This window comes from Streptomyces telluris (assembly GCF_024519335.1).
Taxonomy (GTDB): Bacteria; Actinomycetota; Actinomycetes; order Streptomycetales; family Streptomycetaceae; genus Streptomyces; species Streptomyces telluris.
The window spans coordinates 1-24,727 of record NZ_JANIID010000033.1; the positions used below are offsets into that span (position 1 = coordinate 1).

General features: G+C 73.7%; 25 protein-coding genes. 15 read left to right on the plus strand and 10 right to left on the minus strand.

The features are described 5' to 3' along the window. The first annotated feature begins 244 nt into the window (after window positions 1–244). Window positions 245–928: a ScbR family autoregulator-binding transcription factor gene (locus NQU55_RS28525; RefSeq protein WP_256791450.1), complete on the plus strand. Its 684-nt coding sequence runs from the start codon at window positions 245–247 to the stop codon at window positions 926–928. A gap of 447 nt (window positions 929–1,375) precedes the next feature. Continuing rightward, complete coding sequence (locus tag NQU55_RS28530; RefSeq protein WP_168096937.1) at window positions 1,376–1,663, plus strand: hypothetical protein; 288 nt, start codon at window positions 1,376–1,378, stop codon at window positions 1,661–1,663. Here NQU55_RS28530 and NQU55_RS28535 read toward each other — a convergent pair. Next, on the minus strand, window positions 1,641–1,991 hold the full coding sequence (locus tag NQU55_RS28535) for an antibiotic biosynthesis monooxygenase (protein WP_168096936.1): 351 nt from the start codon (window positions 1,989–1,991) through the stop codon (window positions 1,641–1,643). The two genes, NQU55_RS28530 and NQU55_RS28535, sit on opposite strands and share 23 nt — an antisense overlap. 217 nt (window positions 1,992–2,208) lie before the next feature. Between NQU55_RS28535 and NQU55_RS28540 the strand changes: the two genes are divergently transcribed. From NQU55_RS28540 to NQU55_RS28550, 3 genes are all read left to right on the plus strand, one after another. After that, a complete protein-coding gene (locus NQU55_RS28540) occupies window positions 2,209–3,618 on the plus strand; it encodes a DUF2252 domain-containing protein (RefSeq protein WP_256791451.1) in 1,410 nt (469 codons plus the stop codon). Between the two features lie 320 nt (window positions 3,619–3,938). Beyond that, entirely contained in the window at window positions 3,939–4,721 is a 783-nt protein-coding gene (locus tag NQU55_RS28545; protein ID WP_168096778.1) for a J domain-containing protein, read from the plus strand. Window positions 4,722–4,731: 10 nt separating this feature from the next. Next, entirely contained in the window at window positions 4,732–5,079 is a 348-nt protein-coding gene (locus tag NQU55_RS28550; RefSeq protein WP_256791453.1) for a rhodanese-like domain-containing protein, read from the plus strand. 10 nt (window positions 5,080–5,089) lie between these two features. Here the strand turns inward: NQU55_RS28550 and NQU55_RS28555 are convergent, their stop codons facing one another. From NQU55_RS28555 to paaA, 6 genes are all read right to left on the minus strand, one after another. After that, a complete protein-coding gene (locus tag NQU55_RS28555) occupies window positions 5,090–6,229 on the minus strand; it encodes an acyl-CoA dehydrogenase family protein (protein WP_168095388.1) in 1,140 nt (379 codons plus the stop codon). A gap of 83 nt (window positions 6,230–6,312) precedes the next feature. Beyond that, window positions 6,313–7,407 (minus strand): 2Fe-2S iron-sulfur cluster-binding protein, encoded by a 1,095-nt coding sequence (locus tag NQU55_RS28560; RefSeq protein ID WP_168095387.1) that lies wholly within the window; start codon window positions 7,405–7,407, stop codon window positions 6,313–6,315. Continuing rightward, window positions 7,408–7,911: a 1,2-phenylacetyl-CoA epoxidase subunit PaaD gene (gene paaD, locus NQU55_RS28565; RefSeq protein WP_168095386.1), complete on the minus strand. Its 504-nt coding sequence runs from the start codon at window positions 7,909–7,911 to the stop codon at window positions 7,408–7,410. After that, window positions 7,905–8,630 (minus strand): 1,2-phenylacetyl-CoA epoxidase subunit PaaC, encoded by a 726-nt coding sequence (paaC, locus tag NQU55_RS28570; RefSeq protein WP_256791454.1) that lies wholly within the window; start codon window positions 8,628–8,630, stop codon window positions 7,905–7,907. Before paaC ends, paaD begins: the two co-directional genes overlap by 7 nt. An 11-nt stretch (window positions 8,631–8,641) precedes the next feature. Next, a complete protein-coding gene (gene paaB, locus NQU55_RS28575) occupies window positions 8,642–8,929 on the minus strand; it encodes a 1,2-phenylacetyl-CoA epoxidase subunit PaaB (protein ID WP_168095384.1) in 288 nt (95 codons plus the stop codon). Beyond that, the gene (gene paaA, locus NQU55_RS28580; protein WP_168095383.1) at window positions 8,926–9,891 is read right to left on the minus strand and encodes a 1,2-phenylacetyl-CoA epoxidase subunit PaaA; all 966 of its coding nucleotides are present in this window, start codon (window positions 9,889–9,891) and stop codon (window positions 8,926–8,928) included. The genes paaB and paaA overlap by 4 nt, the downstream gene beginning before the upstream one ends. 184 nt (window positions 9,892–10,075) lie before the next feature. Here paaA and NQU55_RS28585 point away from each other — a divergent pair, with 184 nt between their 5' ends. The 3 genes from NQU55_RS28585 to NQU55_RS28595 are packed head-to-tail and all read left to right on the plus strand — an operon-like array spanning window position 10,076 to window position 12,736. Next, window positions 10,076–10,744: a DUF5819 family protein gene (locus NQU55_RS28585; RefSeq protein ID WP_168095382.1), complete on the plus strand. Its 669-nt coding sequence runs from the start codon at window positions 10,076–10,078 to the stop codon at window positions 10,742–10,744. Next, window positions 10,741–11,961: an HTTM domain-containing protein gene (locus NQU55_RS28590; protein WP_256791455.1), complete on the plus strand. Its 1,221-nt coding sequence runs from the start codon at window positions 10,741–10,743 to the stop codon at window positions 11,959–11,961. Before NQU55_RS28585 ends, NQU55_RS28590 begins: the two co-directional genes overlap by 4 nt. Window positions 11,962–11,965: 4 nt before the next feature. Then, complete coding sequence (locus tag NQU55_RS28595) at window positions 11,966–12,736, plus strand: TrmH family RNA methyltransferase (protein ID WP_168096018.1); 771 nt, start codon at window positions 11,966–11,968, stop codon at window positions 12,734–12,736. On the opposite strand, the gene paaN is transcribed toward NQU55_RS28595, so the two are convergent. Next, on the minus strand, window positions 12,733–14,436 hold the full coding sequence (gene paaN, locus NQU55_RS28600) for a phenylacetic acid degradation protein PaaN (protein ID WP_168096019.1): 1,704 nt from the start codon (window positions 14,434–14,436) through the stop codon (window positions 12,733–12,735). The genes NQU55_RS28595 and paaN overlap by 4 nt on opposite strands. A 139-nt stretch (window positions 14,437–14,575) precedes the next feature. Between paaN and NQU55_RS28605 the strand changes: the two genes are divergently transcribed. Then, window positions 14,576–16,096, plus strand: coding sequence for a 3-hydroxyacyl-CoA dehydrogenase (locus tag NQU55_RS28605; protein WP_168096020.1), 1,521 nt, complete (start codon window positions 14,576–14,578; stop codon window positions 16,094–16,096). Between the two features lie 2 nt (window positions 16,097–16,098). After that, window positions 16,099–16,698 carry a TetR/AcrR family transcriptional regulator gene (locus tag NQU55_RS28610; protein ID WP_256791456.1) on the plus strand — a complete coding sequence of 200 codons (600 nt, stop codon included), beginning with the start codon at window positions 16,099–16,101 and terminating at the stop codon, window positions 16,696–16,698. Here the strand turns inward: NQU55_RS28610 and NQU55_RS28615 are convergent. Next, window positions 16,695–17,183, minus strand: coding sequence for an Lrp/AsnC family transcriptional regulator (locus tag NQU55_RS28615; RefSeq protein WP_168095448.1), 489 nt, complete (start codon window positions 17,181–17,183; stop codon window positions 16,695–16,697). The two genes, NQU55_RS28610 and NQU55_RS28615, sit on opposite strands and share 4 nt — an antisense overlap. 183 nt (window positions 17,184–17,366) lie before the next feature. On the opposite strand from NQU55_RS28615, the gene pdhA reads away from it, so the two are divergent. Genes pdhA through NQU55_RS28640 form a run of 5 tightly spaced genes read left to right on the plus strand, consistent with a single transcriptional unit; the run spans window position 17,367 to window position 23,602 of the window. Then, complete coding sequence (gene pdhA, locus NQU55_RS28620; RefSeq protein WP_168095447.1) at window positions 17,367–18,524, plus strand: pyruvate dehydrogenase (acetyl-transferring) E1 component subunit alpha; 1,158 nt, start codon at window positions 17,367–17,369, stop codon at window positions 18,522–18,524. Continuing rightward, the gene (locus tag NQU55_RS28625) at window positions 18,521–19,537 is read left to right on the plus strand and encodes an alpha-ketoacid dehydrogenase subunit beta (RefSeq protein WP_168095446.1); all 1,017 of its coding nucleotides are present in this window, start codon (window positions 18,521–18,523) and stop codon (window positions 19,535–19,537) included. Before pdhA ends, NQU55_RS28625 begins: the two co-directional genes overlap by 4 nt. Beyond that, entirely contained in the window at window positions 19,537–20,928 is a 1,392-nt protein-coding gene (locus NQU55_RS28630; RefSeq protein WP_168095445.1) for a dihydrolipoamide acetyltransferase family protein, read from the plus strand. Before NQU55_RS28625 ends, NQU55_RS28630 begins: the two co-directional genes overlap by 1 nt. Before the next feature lie 35 nt (window positions 20,929–20,963). Then, a complete protein-coding gene (locus NQU55_RS28635; RefSeq protein ID WP_168095444.1) occupies window positions 20,964–22,043 on the plus strand; it encodes an NTP transferase domain-containing protein in 1,080 nt (359 codons plus the stop codon). After that, entirely contained in the window at window positions 22,040–23,602 is a 1,563-nt protein-coding gene (locus NQU55_RS28640) for a molybdopterin molybdotransferase MoeA (RefSeq protein ID WP_256791457.1), read from the plus strand. Before NQU55_RS28635 ends, NQU55_RS28640 begins: the two co-directional genes overlap by 4 nt. A 20-nt stretch (window positions 23,603–23,622) precedes the next feature. Here NQU55_RS28640 and NQU55_RS28645 read toward each other — a convergent pair whose 3' ends face one another. Next, window positions 23,623–24,723: a potassium channel family protein gene (locus tag NQU55_RS28645; RefSeq protein WP_206329056.1), complete on the minus strand. Its 1,101-nt coding sequence runs from the start codon at window positions 24,721–24,723 to the stop codon at window positions 23,623–23,625. Window positions 24,724–24,727: the final 4 nt, after the last annotated feature.

Here is a 24,727-nt window from a genome sequence, read left to right on the forward strand (position 1 = left end):
ACGGCACGGGGTGGCCTGCCGACACCTGGTCATCTCCTGATACGCGGTCACCGGACCGGTCGGCCTTCCTGGCCGACCGGTCTTTTCCAGCCCAAGAGTCGGAAAAGGGCTGGCAATGAAAACCAACTAGATGGTTTTGTTTTGCTACACTTCTCACACGCTGAATACGGGTGACATGTCCCCGTCCACTTCCCACCTCCCCGCGTCGGGGCGCCGGGGTTCGAGTTCGTCGCGGGAGTCGTCCATGAGGAAGCAAGAGCGAGCAGAACGCACCCGCCGCGCACTGATCCACTCCGCCGCCGCCGCGTTCGACGAGTACGGGTACGCGAGTTCGCGGGTCTCGGGGATCAGCGCCAGGGCCGGGGTCAGTACCGGGGCGTTCCACTTCCACTTCGAGGACAAGGAGTCGCTGGCCGCGGCCGTCGAGTCCGAGGCGCGCGAGGCGCTCCTCACCATCACGCGCTGCGCGGACAGCAGCGACGAACCGGCCCTGCAGGTGCTCGCGGACGCCTCCCACGCGATGGTGAGCCGCCTCCGCAGCGACCTCGTCGTCCGCGCCGGATTCCGTCTGAGCTGCGACGTCGTCGATGCGACCAGGTCCGATCTGCGCAGCCAGTGGCAGGACTTCGTGCGTCGGCAGCTGATGCGGGCGGGGAGTGAAGGCGCGCTAGCCGAAGGGGTGGCGCCGCAGGACGCGGCCACGGTCATCACGGCGTCGACGACCGGGCTGGAGGTGCTCGGCCGGGGCGACCAGGAGTGGCTGTCCCGGGAGTCGGTGACGGCCTTCTGGCGGCTGCTGATGCCCCGGCTCGCCGCGTCGCACATGGTCGGCCGGCTGGACCCGGCGGGGTCGGACGTGACGGCGGGGGACGGCGACGCGTACGCGGCCCCGGCGGTGCCGCAGGTGGCCGAACGGGCCGCTTCCTGACCGTGGGTGCGAAGTCGGGGCCTTGCTGGAAGGGCGCTGGAAAAGCCCTGGAGGGACAGTCGAGTCCGGTCGCATAGCGTGACGAACTGTCCCGTACATCCTTGACATACAAACTGGTCGGTTTGCTACGTTCGCGCTATGCGTCGGGGGTGTTCCGCGTGTGCCCTGCCGCTCATCCGCGAGGGCGCCCGCAGCGGTGCCCGTGGCTTCGAGGAGGCGCCGGTGCGAGCGTCGAAGGAAGAGATGACGGGGTCCGGTCTGGGGTCCACGTTCGCGGCCGCGCTGCATGACGGCCTGGCCCGTTACGGCTCGCTGAGGTCCTGGCGCGAGACGCCTGTTGCTTCTGCTTCTGCTCCGGCTCCGGCTGCTTCTGCCGCGTCCGTGTCCGTGTCCGCGTCCGCATCCGCGTCCGTCTCCGCATCCGTGTCTGCGCCGGATGCGGTGTCCGTGGCCACGATGCTCGAAGAGGCCCTGCCGCCGTCCGCGCTGGCCGCGGTCGCCGGCGTGCTGCTGGAGTCCACCGCGCGGCAGATGCTGGGGGAGCCCGAAAGCGTCGGCGGCGACGAGGCGTTGCGGGCCCTGGGCATAGCCCAGGTGCTGGGTTATGCCACGGCGCGGGAGGCCGCGGGGGCCGGGGCCGTGGCTCCCGCGGCCGTGTCGGACGCTCTGCGGGCGGTCAGGCAATCACTGGAAGTTGCCGTGGGGGGCGGTGCTACGGGCGTGGCCCGGGCGTGACTTCGTAGGCGAGGTAGGTCGGAGCCCCGGGCATGTTGATCTCGGCCTTGCCGGGCAGGTTCTCCAGGGCCTGCCGGATGGCGGCCATGCGGCCGTCGGTGTCGGAGTTCTCCACGAAGTTGCGGTAGTCGGCCTCGGTGGCCCAGTGGACGAGGTTCACGACGCGGGTGCCGTCCGTGCTGAGGTGGAACTGCGCCGAGCGGTATCCGGGGTAGAAGCGCACCCAGGTCTTCTGGATCTCGGTGAACGCCTTCAGGAGGGCGCGCTGTGTCTCGGGCCCGTCGACGGTGTAGTCGATGATCGAGTAGAAGCCGGATTCCTTGGTCATGCGTTCTCTCGCTCTCTCCCCCGCGTGGCCGGTGTGAGGCTCGTGATCGCATCATCAAACCTCGACTTTGCTTGAGGTCAAGGGGGTGCGGCGGCGCACGGCAACGATCCGGCCACGCGGTGCGCGGTGCGCGGTGTGCGATGCGCGGTGCGTCGGGCCGGGGCGGGGGTCCTTCCGGCTTTCTCCTTGGGTAGGTTCTCGGCAGCCGAAAGCGCTCATGCGAAGGGGGAGGTGGGGCGCGATGCCGCGACTGCCGTACGTGCCGGGGTTCGCGCGTCCGAAGGCGGAGGGCGGGTCGCCGAAGGCCGAGGGGAAGGCGCTGCGGGAACGGGTGCCGCGGGCCGCGCACGCGGAGTGGACCGCCGGGCCGGGCCGGCCGGACGCGGTCGCCGCGGTGGAGGCGTCGAACGCGGGCCGGCTGCCGGAGCTCACGCCGATACGGGTCGGCCGGATGGCCGCGTCCCCCTTCGCCTTCCTGCGCGGGTCCGCGGGGCTGATGGGCTACGACCTGGTGGACTCGGTGGTGACCGGGGTCGGCGCCCAGATCTGCGGAGACGCCCACGCCGCCAACTTCGGGCTCTACGGGGACGCGCGCGGAGAGATCGTCATCGACCTCAACGACTTCGACGAGACCCTGCGCGGGCCGTGGGAGTGGGACGTGAAGCGGCTCGCCGCGTCGCTGGTGCTGGCCGGGCGGGAGGCGGGCGCGGACGAGCCGACCTGCCGGGCGGCGGCGCGGGACGCCGTCGGCTCCTACCGGCACACGATGCGGCTGCTGGCCCGGATGCCGGTCGCGGAGGCCTGGAACGCCATCGCCGACGAGCGGCTCGTCTCCCACGCGGACGCCCGAGAGCTGGTCGGCACGCTGGAGCGGGTCGCGGAGAAGGCCCGGCGGAACACGAGCGCCCGCTTCGCGGCCAAGGCCACGGAGAAGACCGGCGACGGGCGGCGCTTCGTGGACGCCCCGCCCGTGCTGCGCCGGCTGCCGGACGGGGAGGCGGCGGCGGTCGCCCTCGCCCTCGGCGGCTACCTCGGCACCCTCCCGGAGGACCTGCTGCCGCTGACGGCCCGGTACGAGGTGCAGGACGTCGCCTTCCGCATCGTCGGCACCGGAAGCGTGGGGCTGCGCTCGTACGTGGTGCTGCTCCTGGACCACCGTGGCGAGCCGCTCGTCCTCCAGGTGAAGGAGGCCCGGCCCTCGGTCCTGCTGCCGTACGCGGAGAAGGCCGGCTTCGCCATGCCGCCGGACGGGCACGAGGGGCGGCGCGTCGTGCTCGGCCAGAAGCGGATGCAGGTCGTCAGCGACGTGCTGCTGGGCTGGGCGACGGTCGAGGGCCGGCCGTACCAGGTGCGGCAGTTCCGCAATCGCAAGGGCAGCGTCGACCCGGCGGCCCTCACCCCCGACGAACTGGACGACTACGCCCGCCTCACCGGCGCCCTCCTCGCCCGAGCCCACTCCCACACCGCGGACCCCCGCCTCATAGCGGCCTACTGCGGCAAGTCCCCGGCCCTGGACGAGGCCATGGCCGACTTCGCCCACACCTACGCAAACCAAACAGAAGCGGACCACGAAACCCTGACAAAGGCGATCCAGTCCGGCCGGATAGCGGCGGAACGAGGCGTCTAGCGGTCCACAATCCCGCCGGGGCGCATTCCTCCTGTGGTCGTTCACCCGCCTGTGGCGACTTTGGCGGTAGGCCGCAGGCAAAATCTCCCGCCGCAACGGCGCTCAGCCGAGACGGCGCATCCCGGCGGTGCCGACCGGCCTGCCGCCGGCCGGCCCCGGCCGCCGGCCGGCCGCGGCACCGCCGACCCCCACCCCCGTGGTGCCGCGCCGTCGCCGCGCGCCACGGGCGGCCCGTCGTCGCCCGGCGACAAGGGGGCGCACCCGGCGCGGGGCGGAGGCGCCCGGGGAACCCTCCGGGAGGGAACTACGCTGGTCGGGTGATGAATCCGGAAGCAGACACTTCCCGCCTGGAAAAGGCCGTCCGCACGGCCGAGACGGCGCTGATCGAGTTCGAGATCGCCGTGGAGACGTTCCGGGTGGAGGTGGAGAACTTCTCCCGCCTGCACCACCAGCGCCTCGGCCCGGTCTACGCCCGGCTCGACGAGCTGGAGGCGCAGATCGCCGAGGCCGTGGCCGCCCGCAGCGGCGACGCCGAGGACCTGCGCCGGGCCCGCGAGGCCCGCGCGCTGGTGCAGCCGCTGCCCGGCGTGGAGCAGCTCTTCGACGGCTGGCTGGACTCGGAGGGCATGTCCCCGGAGGCGCAGGCGATGCTCACGGAGAAGCCGGTCCGCCCGCCGCGCCGGGTGCGCCCGAGCGACGAGGCCCGCAAGGCCTTCCGGGAGCTGGTCCGCGAGGCGCACCCGGACCTGGCGCGGGACGAGGCCGAGCGGCTGCGCCGCGAGGCGTTCATCGTGCGGGTCAACGCCGCGTACGCGGACGGCGACGAGGCCCTGCTGCGGGAGCTGGCGGCGGAGTGGGCCGCGGGCCCGCCGCCGGAGCCGCGCCCGCTGGACGTGGCGGAGGAGCTCTACGCCCGCCTGGAGTGGCTGGCGCGGCGCAAGGAGATGCTGTCGGAGCTGGCGGCCGAGCTGGAGGGTTCGGCGATCGGCTCGATGCTGCGGATGGCGCCGGAGGACCCGGACGGTCTGCTGGAGGAGATCGCCGAGGGCCTGCGCGCCCAGGTCGCGGAGCGCGAGGCGCATCTGCGGGAGCTCGTCGGGTAGCGTCGTGGGCATGAGCTTTGGTTCCGGTATTCCCGCGGTCGGCGTCGACGCCCTTTCTTCCGAAGACTTCCTGCTGGACGTGCGCGAGGCCGACGAGTGGGCGGCCGGCCACGCGGAGGGCGCGCTGCACATTCCGATGAGCGACTTCGTGGCCCGCTTCGGCGAGCTGACGGAGAAGGCGCCCGACGGTGCCCGGATCAACGTCATCTGCCGTTCCGGCGGCCGGTCCGCGCAGGTCACCGCCTATCTGGTGCAGCAGGGCCTGGACGCGGTGAACGTCGACGGCGGCATGCAGGTCTGGGAGGCCGCGGGCCGCCCGGTCGTGGACGGCAACGGCGCCCCCGGCACCGTGATCTAGCGGTTCCGGTCTAGTCGCCGTCGGGCGCGTGGGCGGCCAGCAGGTCGCCCAGCGCCTCCTCGTGGGCCGCGGCGGGGCCGAGGGACAGCTCCAGCTGTTTGGCCCAGGCGTGGTAGCGGTGCAGGGCGTAGTCGGTGTCGGCGCCGAAGCCGCCGTGCAGGTGCTGCGCGGTCTGCACGGCGCGGCGCACCCCTTCCGAGGCCCACACCTTGGCGACGGCGAGGTCGGCGGCGGCCGGGAGCGGCCCGCCCGCCCCGGATTCCAGCCGCCAGGCGGCCTGCCAGAGGGTGGCCTCCATCGCCCGCAGGTCGATGTAGCGGTCCGCGGCCTGGACGGCCACCGCCTGGAACGTGGCCAGCGGGTGGCCGAACTGCTCCCGCTTCCCCGTGTACGCACTGGTCATGCGGCACACCGCCGTCCCGACGCCGAGCGCGAGCGCGCACGTGCCGGCGGTGAGCAGCGCGCGCAGCCGCTCCCAGGCCCCTTCGGCGGTGACGACCTGCGTGGCGTCGAGGCGTACGGAGTCGAGCCGCACCTCGGCGTACCGCTCGCCGTTGGTGGAGACCTGCCCGGCCAGGCCCACCCCCGGGTGATCACGGGGGACGAGCCCGAGCACGGAGCGCCCGTCCGCGATCTGCGCCGGGATCACCAGCACATCGGCGGACGGCGCCCACGGCACGGCCGTCTGGACTCCGTCGAGCACCCAGCCCTCCCCGGCCACCGGCCGTGCGCCGACCGCGAGTTCGGCGGCATCGTGCCCTGTGCGCCCGCTGGAGGCGACCGTGGCGACCAGCTCGCCCCGCCCGAGCGCGGGCAGGACCGCCTCCCCGGCCGGGCCGCCGTGCGTGCTGAGCGCGAGCGCCGTCGCAGCGGACTCCAGCAGCGGCACCCGGGCGAGCACCTGCCCCGCCTCGCGCAGCACCAGGCACAGGGCGATCGGCCCGAGCCCCGCCCCGCCGTGCTCGCCGGCGACGGTCAGGCTCAGCAGACCGGCGTCGGCCAGCCTGCGCCACAGCGCGCGGTCGAAGTCCTGCGCGACCGGGCCCCGGGAGAGGACCGGGCTGGGCACGCCGTCGGGGGAGACCCCGGAGAGGACGGCCTGTGCCGCTTCCCGGGCCGCCTGCTGTTCCTCGGTGAAGGTGAAGTCCACTGCCGCCGCCTCCCGCGCCTGGTCCCCGGCCGCCAAATCTGACGGTCCGTCAATCTAGGGCGGGTGACGGCAAATGGGAACGCTCAGCGGTCGAAGTCGAGCTCCACCTCTTCCGTCAGCGGATGCGACTGGCACGCCAGGACATGGCCGCTCTCGATCTCTTCCGGCTCCAGCGCGAAGTTCCGGTCCATCCGCACCTCGCCCCTGACCAGGAACGCCCGGCACGTCCCGCACACCCCGCCCTTGCAGGCGTAGGGCGCGTCCGGCCGGTTCCGCAGGACCGCCTCCAGCAGCGTCTCCCCTTCCCGCACCGGCCAGCTGCCGCCGCGCCCGTCGAGCTGCGCGGTCACCGTGCTGCGCGCGGGCGAGCCCGCGGGAGCGGCCCGGCCGGGCTCCCCGGCGGCCCCGGACTCCACGTGGAAGATCTCCTGGTGGATGCGGTCCCGCCCGACCCCGAGGCCGCGCAGCGCCCGCTCCGCACCCCGCACCAGGCCGAAGGGCCCGCACAGGAACCAGCCGCCGATCTCCTCCACCGGCAGCAGGGCGGGCAGCAGCCGCGCCAGCCGCTCCTCGTCCAGCCGCCCGGACGGCAGCCCGGCCTGCTGCTCCTCGCGGGAGAGCGCGTGCACCAGCTGGAAGCGGTCGGGGAAGCGGTCCTTGAGGTCGGCGACCTCCTCCAGGAACATCGTGGAGGCGGTGGTCCGGTCGCTGCGTATGAGACAGAACCGGGCCTCGGGCGCCCTCGCCAGCAGGGTCGAGGCGATGGACAGCACGGGCGTGATCCCGCTGCCGCCCACGATCGCGGTGAAGTGCCCCGCGCGCGGCTCCAGCACGAACCGCCCGGCCGGCGCCATCACCTCCACGGTGTCCCCGGCGGCCAGCTCCTTGAAGGCGTACGTCGAGAACTCGCCGCCGTCGACCAGCCGCACGCCCACCCTCAGCTCCGCGGGGCCCGGCGCCCCGGGAGCGGGCGCGGGGGCGCACAGCGAATACGTACGGCGTATCTCGCCGCCGTCGCGGGTGGGGCGGCGGACGGCGATGTGCTGGCCGGGGGCGTAGCGGTAGGTCTCCCGCAGCTCGGGGGGCACGGCGAAGGCGACGGCCACCGAGTCGTCGGTGAGGGGGTCGACGGAGACCACGCGCAGGGGGTGGAAGGCGCCGTGCCGGGCCGCTGCCATCTACAGCTCCTTGAAGTGGTCGAACGGCTCCCGGCACGCCTCGCAGCGGCGCAGGGCCTTGCAGGCGGTGGACGAGAAGCGGCTGAGCAGCGTGGTCTCGGTGGAGCCGCAGTGCGGGCACCGGATGCCCAGGCCCACCATGACGGGCCCGCCGGCGCCGGGGCCCGTGGGCCGGGGCGGCGCTATGCCGAACTCGGCGAGCTTGCGGCGCCCTTCGGCCGTGATGTCGTCCGTGGACCAGGCGGGGGAGAGCACGGTGCGGACGGACACCTCCGCCTGGCCGTGCTCGTGCAGCACGCGCTCGATGTCCGCGGACATGGCCTCGATCGCGGGGCAGCCGGTGTAGGTGGGGGTGAGCTCGACCTCGACCCGGCCGGGGCCGGTGACGTGCAGGTCGCGCAGCACGCCCAGCTCGGCCAGGGTGAGGACGGGCAGCTCGGGGTCGGGGACGGCTCCGGCCAGGGCGCGCAGCCGCTCCTCCAGGGCGGTGGGTGCGGTCACCATGACGCCCCCGGGTGGCTGCGGTGCAGATGCTGCATCTCCGCGAGCATCCGCCCGAACGGCTCGGTGTGGATGCCCTGCCGGCCCGCGCCCGCCGTCCACGCACCGCTCTGCGGGCCGGAGGGCAGGGTGAGCGTGGCGCGCTCGACGACGCCGGTCACCGCGGACAGCCAGGCCTCGCGCAGGGCGCTCCAGTCGACCGGCAGCCCCTCGACGGGCTCGAAGAGCTCGCCCGTGAACCTCCAGAGGGCGTCCAGGCCGCTCTGCATGCGGGCGTGGCTCTCCTGCGTGCCGTCGCCGAGCCGCAGCGTCCAGTGCTCGGCGTGGTCGCGGTGGTAGGCGACCTCCTTGACGGCCTTGCCCGCCAGGGGCGCGACCGGCCCGCCGGCGGCGGCCAGCTGCTCGTACAGCAGGTGCTGGTAGACGGAGAAGTACAGCTGGCGGGCGATGGTGCGGGCGAAGTCGCCGTTGGGCTGCTCGACGAGCTGGGCGTTGCGGAAGGCGCGCTCTTCGCGCAGATAGGCCAGCTCGTCCTCGTCGCCGACGAGGGAGAGCAGGGTGCGGGCCTGGCCGAGCAGATCGAGGGCGATGTTGGCGAGGGCGACCTCCTCCTCGAGCACCGGGGCGTGCCCGGCCCACTCCCCCAGCCGGTGGGAGAGCACCAGGGCGTCGTCCCCGAGGGCCAGCGCGGCCGCGGCCAGGGGGGCTTTCACAGCGGTCACGGGCTCGCCGTTCACAGGTGCCGCACCCCTTCCGGGATCTCGTAGAAGGTCGGGTGGCGGTAGGGCTTGTCGGCCGAGGGCTCGAAGAAGGGGTCCTTCTCGTCGGGGGAGGAGGCGGTGACCGCGGCGGAGGGCACCACCCAGATCGAGACCCCCTCGGAGCGCCGGGTGTAGAGGTCGCGGGCGTTGCGCAGGGCCATCTCCGCGTCCGGGGCGTGGAGGCTGCCCGCGTGGGTGTGGGCGAGGCCGCGCCTGCTGCGGACGAAGACCTCCCACAGCGGCCAGTCAGCGTTCGTCATGCCGTCGCCTTTCCGTGCTTGGCCGCGTACGCGGCGGCTGCCTCGCGCACCCATGCGCCCTCTTCATGGGCCCGCCGGCGCTGGTTGATCCGCTGGTCGTTGCAGGGGCCGTTGCCGCTGAGCACCTCCTGGAACTCCGTCCAGTCGATGGGACCGAAGTCGTGGTGCCCGCGCTCCTCGTTCCACCGGAGGTCGGGGTCGGGAAGCGTCAGGCCGAGCGACTCGGCCTGGGGGACGCAGATGTCCACGAACCGCTGGCGCAGCTCGTCGTTGGAGTGCCGCTTGATCTTCCAGGCCATGGACCGGGCCGAATGGGGGGACTCGGCGTCGGGCGGGCCGAACATCATCAGCGAGGGCCACCACCAGCGGTCCACGGCGTCCTGCGCCATGGCGTGCTGGGCCTCGGTGCCCCGGCTCAGGGCGAGCAGCAGCTCGTAGCCCTGGCGCTGGTGGAAGGACTCCTCCTTGCAGATGCGGACCATGGCGCGGGCGTAGGGCCCGTAGGAGCAGCGGCACAGCGGGACCTGGTTGGTGATGGCGGCGCCGTCGACGAGCCAGCCGATGGCGCCCACGTCGGCCCAGGTCAGGGTGGGGTAATTGAAGATCGAGGAGTACTTCTGGCGGCCCGAGTGGAGCTTGTCGAGCAGCTCGTCGCGGCCGGTGCCCAGGGTTTCGGCGGCGCTGTAGAGGTAGAGGCCGTGGCCGGCCTCGTCCTGCACCTTGGCCATGAGGATCGCCTTGCGGCGCAGCGAGGGCGCGCGGGTGATCCAGTTGGCCTCGGGCTGCATGCCGATGATCTCGGAGTGGGCGTGCTGCGCTATCTGGCGGACGAGGGTGGCGCGGTAGGCGTCGGGCATCCAGTCCCGCGGCTCGATGCGCTCCTCGGCCGCCACCGCGGCGTCGAAGGCCGCCTCGTAGGCCGCGGTGTCCCGGGCTCCTGTGTCCGGCGCCATCGTCGTCATGGCATGCCCCCTGCCTCTCCGCCCGCATGCGACCGGCCCGACCGACCGATCGTTCGGTTCAATGGTGGTGCGGCCGCCCAGGGGTGTCAAGCCTGTGGATAACCCCCGGCCGCTGTGCCCCGCGGGACGACCTGGGTACCGTTCGGGTGCACAGCACAGGCGGGACGCAGGAACGGGGCGGGGCATGGAGTCGGATGACGGGCACGAGCGGGCCGGCGCCCTAGCGGGGCTGTCCCTGCCCGCGCGCCTCGTCGTCGCGGCGGGCGCAGCGGTGATCGCGGTGACGGCGGGGGTGCACCTGGCGATGGTGTTCCTGCACGTGGCGCCGTCGAACACGGTCACCAAGCAGAACGCCGCGGCGATAGACGACTACATCTACCCGGAGTACGAGCAGAACTGGAAGTTCTTCGCTCCCAACCCGCTCCAGCAGAACGTGGCCGTGCAGGCCCGCGCCGAGCTCGCCGGCCCCGACGGGCGGACCACGGTGACCACCTGGACCGACCTGACCGCGAAGGACGGCGCAGCCATCCGGCACAACCTCCTCCCCAGCCACACGCAGCAGAACGAGCTGCGCCGCGCCTGGGACTTCTACACCAACTCCCACGACGTCAAGGAAGCGCCCAACGGGCTGCGCGGCGAGCTCTCCGAGCAGTACATACGCCGCATCGTCGTCGGCCGCCTCGGCCCTGAGCAGGACGGGCGCAGCATCCGCCGCGTCCAGGTGCGCGCCGTGACCACCCTGGTCACGCCGCCGGTCTGGAGCGACGAGAAGGGCGGGGCCAAGCCCGCCTACCGGGTGCTGGGCTGGTGGCCGGTCACCGCCGCCGACCGTACGGAGGCGAAGAACCTATGAGCACGACCCTGCCGCTCGGCGCCCGGATCTCGCGCGCCGCCGACCGCGTCACGGGCAGCCCCCTGGGCGCCTACCAGACGGCCGTGATCCGCATCGGCCTCTCCTTCACGTGGCTGGTCTTCCTGCTGCGCGAATGGTCGAACCGGCACGAGATGTACGGGCCCGACGGTCCGTGGAGCTGGGAGATGGCCCGTCGGCTGACCGCCGACAACCACGCCTTCACCGCCCTGCTGTGGTCCGACGGCGGCCTGTGGTTCGAGGCCGTCTACGCCTTCGCCGTGGTGACCGCCGCCCTGCTGACCCTGGGCTGGCGCACCCGCACCATGACCGTGCTCTCCATGGTCGGCGTGCTGTCGCTGCAGAACCGCAGCGTCTTCCTCGGCGACGGCGGCGACAACGTCATCCACCTGATGGCCCTCTACCTGATCCTCACGCGCTGCGGGCGGGTCTGGTCGCTGGACGCCCGCCGCGCCGAGAAGCAGGCCGGCGCCCCCGCCCGCCCGGACGTGACGGGCATCGTGCTGTGGGCCGCCTGCGGAATCGCCCTGGCCGCCGCGCAGGTCCTCGGCGAAACCCGGATGTCCTGGACCGACCACGGCCCGCTCCCCGGCGTCGGCTGGGCCACCGCGCTGTGGGGCCTGTGGCTCGTCCAGGCGCTGTGGTGGCTCGCGGGGCGCTACGCACCCGAACCCCGCGCCGTCCTGGACATCCTGGCCAACCTGCTGCACAACGCGGGCCTGCTGGTGATCATGGCGGAGGTCTGCCTGATCTACGCCACGGCCGGCTGGTACAAGATCCAGGGCTCGCGCTGGCAGGACGGCACCGCGCTCTACTACCCGCTGCACCTCGACTACTTCTCGCCCTGGCCCGAGCTCTCCCACGCGCTCGCCGCCAGCGGGCTGCTCGTGCTGCTGCTCAGCTACGGCACCGTGGCCGTGCAGGTCGCCTTCCCCTTCACCCTGCTCAACCGGCGGGTGAAGAACGTCCTGCTGGCCGTGATGATGATGGAGCACCTCGGCATCGCCCTGCTGCTCGGGCTGCCGTTCTTCTCCCTCGCGATGATCGTGGCCGACGCGGTCTTCCTCCCCACCTCCTTCCTGCGCCGCCTGGGCCCCCTCGCCGGCCGGGCCCGCGACCGGCTGCTGCCGGCCCGTAAGCAGCCCGTCCCGGCGCAGCGCGAGGGGGACGAAGCGGCCGACCGGACTCTCGTAGGCTGAGGGCATGACCGAGGACGAAGCCGCTGCCGCCGTGCGGCGGTGGGGCGAGCACGCCCCCGACGCCGTACTGCTCGACGGCTTCCACGCCCTGAAGCACGCCCTGCGCTTCGGCGCGGACGTCCGGCTCGCGGTCGCCGGCGACAAGGCGGCGGCACTGCAGCTCGCCGCCGCGCTGGCCGACGACCTCACGGACGCCCTCGCCGAGCGGCTGGTGGAGATCCCGGTGCGGGCCCTGCGCGAGCTGGTGCCCAGGATCCACCCCACCGGCGTGGCCGCGCTCGCCGCGCGGCCGGCCCGCAGGGCGAACCTCGACGCGCTCTCACGGGCGCCCCGGCAGGCGCCCGTCGTCGTCCTGGACAACCCGCGCAACCTCGGCAACGTGGGCGCCGTGATCCGGCTGGCGGCCGGTTTCGGCGCCACGGGCGTCGTCACCACCGGGGACATGGACCCCTGGCACCCCAACGCCGTACGCGCCGGGGCGGGCCTGCACTACGCCACCGCCGTCGAACGGCTGCCCCTGCCCGAGCTCCCGCCGGGGCCGCTGTACGCCCTGGACCCGGAGGGGGACGACATCCGCTCCCTCACGCTGCCCGACGACGCGCTGATCGCCTTCGGCTCCGAGCGTCACGGCATCTCGCCCGAGCTGCGCGAGAGGGCGACCCGGCTGGTCGCCCTCCCCATGCGCCCGCAGGTCTCCAGCTACAACCTCGCCACGAGCGTCGCCATGGCGCTCTTCCACTGGGGAGGCCCGGGCCCGGGCCCGGCCCGGGACTAGGCCGGGCGGCGCACCTCGACCGTGCGGAAGCGGTTGGCGACGAACGCGCCGTCGCACAGGGCCGCGTTGGCGGCGGGGTTGCCGCCGGAGCCGTGGAAGTCGGAGAAGGCCGCCGTCTGGTTCACGAACACCCCGCCCGTCAGGTTGAGCGAGAGCTGGGCGCACTCCTCCAGGCAGGCCTCCTCCAGCAGCCGCTCGACCTCGGACGACGTGGTGTACGCGCCGACGGTCATCGCGCCCTTCTCCCGCACCGTGCGGCGCAGCAGCTCCACGGCGTCCGCCGCGGAGTCGACGGCCACGGCGAAGGAGACCGGGCCGAAGCACTCCGAGAAGTAGGCCGCTTCGGCGTCGGGCTTGGCGCCGTCCAGCTTCACGATCACCGGGGTGCGCACGGTGGCGCCGGGGAAGTCGGGGTTGGTCACCGTGCGGGAGGCGAGGGCGACCTCGCCGAGCTGGGCGGCGGCGTCGATCCGCTCCTTGACCTGGTCGTTGACGATCGCGCCCAGCAGGCCGTTCGCCCGGGCGTCGTCGCCCAGCAGGCCCTCGACCGCGGCGGCCAGATCGGACACCACCTCGTCGTAGGACTTGTGCCCGGCGTCGGTGGCGATGCCCCCGCGGGGGATCAGGAAGTTCTGCGGGGTGGTGCACATCTGGCCGCTGTAGAGGGACAGCGAGAAGGCCAGGTTGCCGAGGAGGCCCTTGTAGTCGTCGGTGGAGTCGAGCACGACCGTGTTGACGCCGGCCTTCTCCGTGTAGACCTGCGCCTGGCGGGCGTTGGCCTCCAGCCAGTCGCCGAAGGCGGTGGAGCCGGTGTAGTCGATGATGCGGATCTCCGGGCGCACGGCCAGGGTCTTGGCGATGCCCTCGCCGTCCCGCTCGGCGGCCAGGGCCACCAGGTCGGGCGAGAACCCGGCCTCGCGCAGCACTTCGCGCGCGATGCGCACGGTCAGGGCCAGGGGCAGCACCGCGCGCGGGTGCGGCTTGACCAGGACGGCGTTGCCCGTGGCGAGCGAGGCGAAGAGGCCGGGGAAGCCGTTCCACGTGGGGAAGGTGTTGCAGCCGATGAGCAGGGAGATACCGCGCGGGACGGCCGTGAACTCCTTGCGCAGCTCCAGCGGATCGCGCTTGCCCTGCGGCTTGGACCACTGGGCCGAGCCGGGCGTGCGGACCTGCTCCGCATAGGCGTAGGCGACGGCCTCCAGGCCCCGGTCCTGGGCGTGCGGGCCGCCGGCCTGGAAGGCCATCATGAAGGCCTGGCCGCTGGTGTGCATCACGGCATGGGCGAACTCGTGCGAGCGGGCGTTGATCCGCGCGAGGATCTCCAGGCAGACCGCGGCCCGCACCTCCGGCCCCGCCTCGCGCCACTGCGGCATCGCCGCGCGCAGCGCCGGCAGCAGCTCCTCGACGGCCGGGTGCGGATACTCGATGCCGAGCTCGATCCCGAACGGCGAGACCTCGGCGCCCGCCCAGCCGTCCGTGCCCGGCTGGTCCAGCTCGAAGCGCGCGCCGCGCAGCGCCTCGAAGGCGGCCTGACCTTCGGCGGCGCTCAGGCTGCCCGGCACGGCGCCCTCCGCGCCGTACGCCTTCGGGTGCTCGGGGAAGGGGGACCAGTAGGCGCGCGTGCGGACGGCATCCAGCGCCTGATCCAGGGTGGGGCGGTGCTTCTCGGTCAACTGAGCGGTGGTGAGTCCGGCGGTCACGGCTGACCAACTCCTTGTCGAGCGGGGCTCCGATACGGGGGACCAGACGCACCCCCGGTGGATACAGTAACCGAACGATCGGTCGGGACAAGGGGGCCCGGCAATCCTGTGGAAAAACACTTCGGGGAGGATCACTGCCATGACCGCAATCGACCCGGCCGGCACCGTCGCCGTCGTCGGCGCCGGCACCATGGGCCAGGGCATCGCCCAGGTCGCCCTGACCGCGGGCCACCCCGTGCGGCTGTACGACGCCGCACCCGGCCGTGCGGAGGAGGCGGCGCGGGCGATCGCCGCCCGGCTCGGCCGCCTGGTGGACAAGGGCAGGCTCGACGCGGCCGGCCGGGACGCTGCCCTCGCCCGTCTGCAGCCCGCCGCACGGCTCGCCGAACTCGCCGACTCCGCGCTCGTCATCGAGGCGATTGTCGAGCAACTGCCCGTCAAACAGAAGCTGTTCGCCGAGCTGGAATCGGTCGTTCCCGACATGTGCCTGCTGGCCACCAACACCTCGTCCCTGTCGGTGACCGCCGTCGCCGGAGGCCTGAAGCTCCCCGGCCGCTTCGTCGGCCTGCACTTCTTCAACCCCGCACCGCTGCTGCCTCTGGTGGAGGTCGTCCGGGGCTTCGCCACGGACGCGGCCGCCGCCGAGCAGGCGGCGGCCACGGTCGCCGCGTGGGGCAAGACCCCGGTGACCTGCGCCGACGCCCCCGGCTTCATCGTCAACCGCATCGCCCGGCCCTTCTACGCCGAAGCCTTCCGGCTGTACGAGGAGCGCGCCGCCGACCCCGCCACCCTCGACGCCGTCCTGCGCGAGTGCGGCGGGTTCGCGATGGGGCCCTTCGAGCTCACGGACCTCATCGGCCAGGACGTGAACGAAGCCGTCACCCGTTCGGTCTACGAGTCGTTCTTCCACGACCCGAAGTTCCGGCCGTCCCTGGCCCAGCGCCGGCTGGTGGAGGCGGGCCTGCTGGGCCGCAAGAGCGGCCGGGGGTGGTTCGACCACTCCGCGGACGCGCAGCGGCCCCTGCCGCACACTGCGGAGCCGCAGGACGCCCCGGCGGCGGTCCGCGTCACGGGCGGCCTGGGGCCCGCCGCCGCCCTGGTGGAGATGATCCGGGAGGCGGGCATCGAGGTCACCGTGGAGGGGGACGGGCAGGCCTCCGGGGGCCACATCAGGCTGCCCGGCGGCGCGTGCCTGGCCCTGACCGACGGCTCCGCCGCCCTGGAGGGCCCTCCGGGAGAGCGCGGCATCTTCTTCGACCTGTCACTCGACTACCGCGCCGCCACCCGCATCGCCCTGGCCCCGTCCGCGGAGGCCGCACCCGAGGACGTCCGCGAGGCCACGGGCCTCCTGCAGGCGCTCGGCAAGGCGGTCAGCGTGATCGACGACGTCCCCGGGATGATCGTCGGCAGGACCGTCGCGATGATCGTGGACTTCGCCGCCGACGCCGCCGCCCGCGAGGTGGCGACCCCCGAGGACATCGACCGGGCCATGCGGCTGGGCGTGAACTATCCGGGCGGCCCCCTGGAGTGGGCGAGCCGCCTCGGCGCGGTCTGGCTGTGGAACTTCCTGTACAACCTGCACGACGAAGGGGCGGGCGAGCGCTACGCGCCGTCGCGGGCCCTGAGGCGCCGTGCGGACCGAGAGGCACGGGTGCTGTAATCGTGACCATGGCCAAGCGCGACACCTACACGCCCGAATCGCTGCTCGCGGTCGCCGTCGAGGTGTTCAACGAGCGGGGCTACGACGGCACGTCCATGGAGCACCTCTCCAAGGCGGCCGGGATCTCCAAGTCCTCCATCTACCACCACGTGAAGGGCAAGGAAGAGCTGCTCCGGCTCGCGATAAGCCGTGCCCTGGACGGGCTCTTCGCCGTGCTGGACGAGCCGGAGGCGACCGGGGGACGCGCCGTCGACCGCCTGCAGTACGTCACCCGGCGCACCGTCGAGGTGCTCATGGCCGAGCTGCCCTACGTGACGCTGCTGCTGCGCGTGCGCGGCAACACCGACACCGAGCGCTGGGCGATGGAGCGCCGCCGCGAATTCGACCACCGCGTCGCCGACCTGCTCAAGCAGGCGGCGGCCGACGGCGACCTGCGGGCGGACGTGGACGCACGGCTGGCCACCCGGCTGCTCTTCGGGATGATCAACTCCGTGGTGGAGTGGTACCGCCCCGGCCACGGCGGGGCGGCGACCAGCGAAGAAGTGGCCGATGCGGTGGTGCTGACGGCGTTCGCGGGCCTGCGCACCCCCGGGCGGGACTAGCCCTTCTCCTCCAGGTCCGTCTCCTCGAAGATCAGCAGCGTGCGGGTGCTGAGCACTTCCTCCATCGACTGGATGCGGGTCAGCACCAGCTCGCGCAGGGCGCGGTTGTCCTTGGTGTGCACCAGCAGGAGCACATCGAAGTCCCCGCTGACCAGGGCGATGTGCGCGGCCCCCGGCAGCTCCAGGAGCTTGTCGCGGACCGTGCGCCAGGAGTTCTGCACGATCTTCAGCGTGATGTACGCCGACGCGCTCTGCCCCGCCCGCTCCTGGTCGACCCGCGCGCTGAACCCCCGGATCACCCCGTCGTCGATCAGCCGGTTGATCCGGGCGTAGGCGTTGGCGCGCGAGACGTGCACACGCTCCGCGACGGAGCGTATCGACGCGCGGCCATCGGCCTGGAGCATGCGCAGGATGGCGCGGTCTATCTCGTCCAGCGGCCGCGCCGGGGCCCTGCTCCCGGTGAAGGCCATCTGTTCGTCCGGCATGGCGTCCCGCCTCCCCCTCTTGGACGTCCTGGCCATATCTCAGGCTGTGGAGAACCGTTTGTCCACAGGCTCGGGCCGCCTGTAGCCAAAATGTGCCGACGACCGAACAATCGGTAGGGAGGGCGTCGGCGCGATGTCGCCGTACGTCCGGTCAAGCCCGTCCCCACAAAGGAGGTGCTCGTCATGACGGTTCTGGAGCAGCCCGGTTCGTACCGGCCCACCCCGCCCCCCGCCTGGCGGCCCCGCACCGACCCCGCCCCCCTGCTTCCCGACGCGGAGCCGTATCGCGTGCTGGGCACGGAGGCGGCGGACGGGCTCGACGCCGGGCTGCTGCTCCGGCTCTACGGTCACCTCGTCCGCGGCCGGAGATACAACGTCCAGGCCACCGCGCTCACCCGCCAGGGCCGGCTCGCCGTCTACCCCTCCTCCACCGGGCAGGAGGCGTGCGAGGTCGCCGCCGCGCTCGCCCTGCGGGAACAGGACTGGCTCTTCCCGAGCTACCGCGACACCCTCGCCGCCGTCGCCCGCGGCCTCGACCCCGTCCAGGCGCTCACGCTCCTGCGCGGCGACTGGCACACCGGATACGACCCCCACGAGCACAGGATCGCACCGCTGTGCACCCCGCTGGCCACCCAGCTGCCGCACGCGGTGGGCCTCGCCCACGCCGCCCGCCTCAAGGGCGACGACGTGGTCGCGCTCGCCATGGTCGGCGACGGCGGCACCAGCGAGGGCGATTTCCACGAGGCGCTGAACTTCGCCGCCGTCTGGCGGGCCCCCGTCGTCTTCTTCGTGCAGAACAACGGCTTCGCGATCTCCGTGCCGCTCGCCAAGCAGACCGCGGCCCCCTCGCTCGCCCACAAGGCCGTCGGCTACGGCATGCCCGGCCGGCTCGTGGACGGCAACGACGCCGCCGCCGTCCACGAGGTCCTCACCGACGCCGTGCGGCGGGCCCGCGAAGGCGGCGGCCCCACCCTCGTGGAAGCCGTCACCTACCGCATGGAAGCCCACACCAACGCCGACGACGCCACCCGCTACCGCAGCGACGCCGAAGTCGAGACCTGGCGCGGCCACGACCCCCTCGCCCTGCTGGAGCAGGAGCTGACCGCGCGCAAGCTCCTGGACGAGGCCGGCATGGCCGCCGAGCGGGAAGCGGCCGAGCGCATGGCCGCCGACCTGCGCGAGCGCATGAACCAGGACCCCGTGCTGGACCCCATGGACCTCTTCACCCACGTCTACGCCGAGCAGACCACCCAACTGCGGGAGCAGGCCGGGCTGCTGCGCGCCGAGCTCGACGCCGCGGCGGAAGCCGCCCCGGACTCCCCGGAAGGGAAGCAGCGATGACCACCACGGCAGTCAGGGCCGGAGCCCGGCCCTCCGCCATGGCCCAGGCCCTCAACCGGGCCCTGCGCGACGCCATGGCCGAGGACCCGGCCGTCCACGTCCTCGGAGAGGACGTCGGAGCGCTCGGCGGCGTCTTCCGCGTCACCGACGGCCTGGTGAAGGAGTTCGGCGAGGACCGCTGCACCGACACACCGCTCGCCGAGGCCGGCATCCTCGGCACCGCCGTCGGCATGGCCATGTACGGGCTGCGGCCCGTGGTCGAGATGCAGTTCGACGCCTTCGCCTACCCCTCGTTCGAGCAGCTCATCAGCCACGTCGCCCGCATGCGCAACCGCACGCGCGGAGCGATGCCCATGCCCCTCACCGTCCGCGTGCCCTACGGCGGCGGCATCGGCGGCGTCGAGCACCACAGCGACTCCTCCGAGGCGTACTACATGGCCACCCCCGGCCTCCACGTCGTCACCCCCGCCACCGTCGCCGACGCCTACGGGCTGCTGCGCGCGGCGATCGCCTCCGACGACCCCGTCGTCTTCCTGGAGCCCAAGCGGCTCTACTGGTCCAAGGCCGAGTGGGACCCCGAGGCGCCCGAGACGGTGCCCGCCATAGGGCGCGCCGCCGTCCGCCGCCGCGGCACGTCCGCCACGCTCATCACCTACGGGCCGTCCCTGCCGGTCTGCATGGAAGCGGCCGAGGCGGCCGTCGCCGAAGGCTGGGACCTCGAAGTCGTCGACCTGCGCTCCCTCGTGCCCTTCGACGAGGAGACGGTCTGCGCCTCCGTCCGGCGCACCGGACGCGCCGTGATCGTCCACGAGTCGACCGGATTCGGAGGCCCCGGCGGGGAGATCGCGGCCCGCGTCACCGAGCGCTGCTTCCACCACCTGGAGGCACCGGTGCTGCGCGTCGCCGGCTTCGACATCCCGTACCCGCCGCCGATGCTGGAGCGGCACCACCTGCCCGGGGTCGACCGGGTGCTGGACGCGGTCGCACGGCTGCAGTGGGAGGCGGAGAGCTGATGCCCGAGGTCAAGGAATTCCGGCTGCCCGACCTCGGCGAGGGGCTCACCGAGGCGGAGATCGTGCGCTGGCTGGTCGAGGTCGGCGAGGTCGTGGCCGTCGACCAGCCGGTCGTCGAGGTCGAGACCGCCAAGGCGATGGTCGAAGTCCCCTGCCCGTACGGGGGCGTGGTCACGGCGCGCTTCGGCGAGGAGGGCACGGAACTGCCCGTGGGGGCGCCGCTGCTGACGGTCGCCGTCGGCGCGCCCGCGGAGACGGCCGCCGAGCCCGCCTCCGCGGAGAGCTCCGGCAACGTCCTCGTGGGCTACGGCACCGGGGCGCCTGCGGCGCGGCGCCGCCGGGTACGGCGCCCCGGGGTCGGGGTGCCGCCCCTGTCGGACGGCTCCGCGGACGGTTCTGCGGACCGCTCTGCTGTCGGGGATCCGGCGGCACCGGACGGCCCGGAGGCGGGCGGGCACCGCCGGTCGTCTTTGCGTGGGCCGGGCGCCGCTGCGACGGGAGGAGAGGCCGGGCCCGTTGCCGTCGTTTCTCCGCTGGTGCGGAAGTTGGCTCGGGAACACGGGCTCGACCTGCGGGCCTTGAGCGGGTCCGGGCGGGACGGGCTGATTCTGCGCGCCGATGTGGAGCGCGCCTTGCGCGCCGCCGCGGCCCCGCCCGAGGCCGTGCCTGAGCCCACCTCGGCGGTCGCCCCCCGCGTCCCGGCCGCCGAGCGCATCCCCCTGCGCGGGGTGCGCGGTGCCGTCGCCGAGAAGCTCGGCCGGAGCCGTCGGGAGATCCCCGACGCCACCTGCTGGGTGGACGCCGATGCCACCGAGCTGCTCGCCGCCCGCCGGGCCATGAACGCCGCGGACGGGCCGAAGGTCTCCCTCCTGGCCCTGCTCGCCCGCATCTGCACGGCCGCCCTGGCCCGGTATCCCGGCCTCAACGCCACCGTCGACACCGAAGCCCGGGAGATCGTCCGCCTGCCCGGCGTCCACCTCGGCTTCGCCGCCCAGACCGAGCGCGGCCTGGTCGTCCCCGTCGTCCGGGACGCCCACCTGCGCAGCGCCGCCGGCCTCTCCGAGGAGATCGCCCGCCTCACCGAGGCCGCGCGGTCCGGCACGCTGACCCCGGCCGACCTCACCGGCGGCACGTTCACGCTGAACAACTACGGCGTGTTCGGCGTCGACGGCTCCACGCCGATCATCAACCACCCCGAGGCGGCCATGCTCGGCGTCGGCCGGATAGCCCCCAAGCCCTGGGTCCACCAGGGAGAGTTGGCGGTACGGCACGTGGTGCAGCTGTCGTTCACCTTCGACCACCGGGTCTGCGACGGCGGCACGGCGGGAGGCTTCCTGAGGTACGTGGCCGACTGCGTCGAGCAGCCCGCTGTGTTGTTGCGCTCTCTCTGAGCTTTCGCCCCGCCCCGAACGGCCATACTCGTCGGGTGACTGGTTACGACGCCGTAGTGCTCGCCGGTGGCGCGGCCCGCAGACTGGGCGGCGCCGACAAGCCCACCCTGCGCGTGGGCGGGCGGACGCTGCTGGACCGGGTGCTGGAGGCGTGCGCGGACGCCGAGGAGACCGTCGTCGTGGGGCCCCGGCGCCCCACCGCGCGGCCCGTGCGGTGGGCCCGCGAGGAGCCGCCCGGCGGCGGCCCCCTCGCCGGGCTCGCCGCCGGCCTGCGCCAGACGGCCTCCGCCACCACGCTCGTGCTCTCCGCCGACCTGCCGTTCCTGCGCGCCGAGACCGTACGGGCGCTGCTCGCCGCGGCGGCCACCGGCGGTCCGTACGTGGAGGGCGTCCTGCTCACCGACTTCGACGGGCGCGACCAGCCGCTGGTCGCCGCCTACCGCACGGAGCCGCTGCGCCGGGAGCTGGCGCTGCTCGCCACCGAGCACGGCGGCCTCGCCGGGCTGCCGCTGCGGCTGCTCACCGACGAGCTGACCCTCGGCCGCTTCGCGCACCCGACGGCCTCCTTCGACTGTGACACCTGGGAGGACGTCGCCACCGCCCGCGCGCGCATCAGGGACGATGGGAGCGTGTTGGATGAATGGATCTCCGCGGCCAAGACCGAACTCGGCATCGACCTCGACGTCGACACCACCGCCCTCCTGGACCTCGCGCGCGACGCCGCGCACGGCGTGGCCCGCCCCGCCGCGCCCCTGACGACGTTCCTCGTCGGCTATGCCGCGGGGCGCGCGGGCGGCGGCCCCGAAGCGGTGGCCGAAGCGACCCGCAAGGCCGTGGCGCTCGCCCAGCGCTGGGCGGCGGAGGCCGCCGCGGGGGCGGCTGCAGCCGGGGGTGGCGCGGTCGCGGCGTCCGCCGAGGACGGCAAGGCCGGGAAGCCCGCCGAGGACGGTGCGGCCGGGAAGCCGACCGAGAACGGCACGGGTGCGGAGGCCGCCCCGGACGGCACGGCCGGCGATCCCGCCATCGGTCGCGCAGACGGGAAGCCCGTCGACGGCGGCGCAGCCGGCAACCCCGCCGACCGTGGCGCGGACGGGAAGGCCGACGGGGCGCGATGAGCGACGCCGACGCGGATTCCTCGCTCGACCGGGCCACGGACGAGGCACTGGCCCTCTTCGCCGACGACCGGCGGAGCCACCACGCCCTCCCCGCAGACCGCCCCGCGGACCGCCGCGCCGAGCGGACCGCCCACGACGTCGACGACGCCCCGCGCGGCAGCACCCGAGCCCCCTTCGCGTACTTCCCGTTCGACGAGATACCCGTCGGGGGCGGCGTGGTCGACGGCGGACGAAGCGTCGGCACCACGCCCCGCAGGCCCGGCCCCGAGGACGAGACCGGCCCCGCAACCGCCATCGCCCCCGCCTTCGACGCCTTCCCCTTCATCGACGTCGCCGAGGACGAAAAGCGGGCCCGCCACATGACGGCCGACGCCACCCCCCACTGCGCCCCCCACTCCACCCCCTGGCCCACGGCCCGTGCCGTCGCCGCCGCGGCCGCCGAGGCCCTCCCCGCCGAGGAGCGGCCTCTCGGCGACGCCCTCGGGCAGGTCCTCGCCGAGCCGCTCGTCGCCCTCACCGACCTGCCCTCCTTCGACACCTCCGCCATGGACGGCTGGGCCGTCTCCGGCCCCGGCCCCTGGCGCCTGCCCCCGCCCGGCGAACAGGACGTCCTCGCCGGCCGCCCCGGCACGGGCCCGCTGCGCGACGGGCACGCCCTGCGGATCGCCACGGGGGCCCGCATCCCGGCCGGGGCGACGGCCGTGCTCCGCAGCGAGCACGGCGAAGTCACCATGCAGGGCGAGCTGCTCGCCAACCGGCACGTCAGCCACGGCCAGGACATCCGGCCGCGCGGCGGCGAGTGCCGGCAGGGCGACCGGCTCGTGCCCGCCGGGACGGTCGTCACGCCGCCCCTGCTCGGCCTCGCGGCCGCCGCCGGCTACGACACGCTGACCGTCACCCGCCGCCCCCGCGTCGACGTGCTCGTCCTCGGCGACGAGCTCCTCCAGGAGGGCCTGCCCGAAGGCGGACTGATCCGGGACGCCCTCGGGCCGATGCTCGGACCCTGGCTGCGGGCGCTCGGCGCCGATCCGGGCGAGGCGCTGCGTATCGGCGACGACGCGGACGCGCTGTACGCGGCGCTCGACACCTCCACCGCGGACGTGGTCGTCACCACCGGTGGCACCGCCTCCGGGCCCGTGGACCACGTCCACCCCACGCTGCACCGGCTGGGTGCCGAGCTGCTGGTCGACGGGGTCGCCGTGCGGCCCGGGCACCCGATGCTGCTCGCCCGGCTCGCGCCCGGGCGGCTCGTCGTCGGGCTGCCGGGGAATCCGCTCGCCGCGGTGGCCGGTCTGCTGACGCTCGCCGAGCCGTTGCTGTGCGCGCTCACCGGGCGTGCGGTGGACGAGCCCGCGCGGGCCGTGCCGGTGGAGGAGGTGCCGGGGCACCCTGCCGACACCCGGCTCGTGCCGGTCACGTACGCCGGCGGCCGCGGCCGGGTGCGGCCTCTGCGGTTCCACGGGCCCGCGATGTTGCGGGGGTTGGCCGCGGCCGACGCGCTGGCGGTCGTACCGCCGGGCGGAGCGGGACGGTCCGTCGAGGTCCTGAAGCTCCCGTAGCCGCCCGGGCCCCCGCGGTTTCAGCCCCCTTCGGGCGCCCTCGCCTGCCTGATCGTGATCACCCTGTCCGCCAGCTGCAGCGTCTCCACCTCCGGGTCGGTGAAGTGCAGGAGGCGGTGCCCGCGGACCACCGCCACGACCAGGTCCTCGCAGTCGCGCGGCGAATGGCCCGCCTCCCGCTTGGTGACCGGGCGTTCGGCCACGTCCAGGCCGTTCCCGTACGTCAGCAGGTCCTCCAGGACCGTGCCGACGTTGGGGCTCATCATCGACATGCCGAGCAGGCGGCCGGCCGAGCTGGAGCTGGTCACGACCGTGTTCGCGCCGCTCTGCCGCAGCAGCGGCACGTTCTCGTCCTCCCGGACGGCGACGACGATCTTGGCGGACTTGTTCAGTTGCCGGGCCGTCAGGGTGACCAGCGCCGCCGTGTCGTCCCGCTGAGTGGTGATCACGATCTGCGAGGCGCGCGCCAGCTCCGCCCGGAGCAGGGTCTCGGAGCGGGTGGCGTCGCCCAGGACGCCCACCAGGCCCTCGGCCGCCGCGGCGTCGACGACCTTCTTCTGCGGGTCGACCACGACGATCTGACTTTTGGGCTTGCCCTGGCCGAGCAGCGTCTCGACGGCGTGCCGGCCCTTGGTGCCGTAGCCGACGACGACGGTGTGCTCCCGCATCCGGTTCCTCCAACGGTGGACCTGCACCTGATGGCGCGTCCGCTCGGTCAACACTTCCAGGGTCGTTCCCACCAAAATGATCAGGAACAGCACGCGCAGCGGCGTGACCAACAAGATATTGGTGAGCCGCGCCGAGTCGCTCACCGGCGTGATGTCGCCGTAGCCCGTGGTCGACAGGGTCACGGTCGCGTAGTAGGCGGCGTCCAGGAAGTCGACCCCGCCGTCGGCGTTGTCGTGGTAGCCCGCGCTGTCGGCGTAGACGATCAGCGTGGTGACGGCCAGCACCAGCAGGGCCATGACCAGCCGCTGCAGGACCTGCCGCAGCGGGGCCGCGACGCGCCGGGCGGGCATCACGATCGAGCGGCCCGCCTCGGCGTCGTCGCCGGCCTCGCTGCGGGTGCGGTCCCACAGAGTGCGGAACAGTGAGATCCGGTTCATCTTGCGCGTCACCATGGCC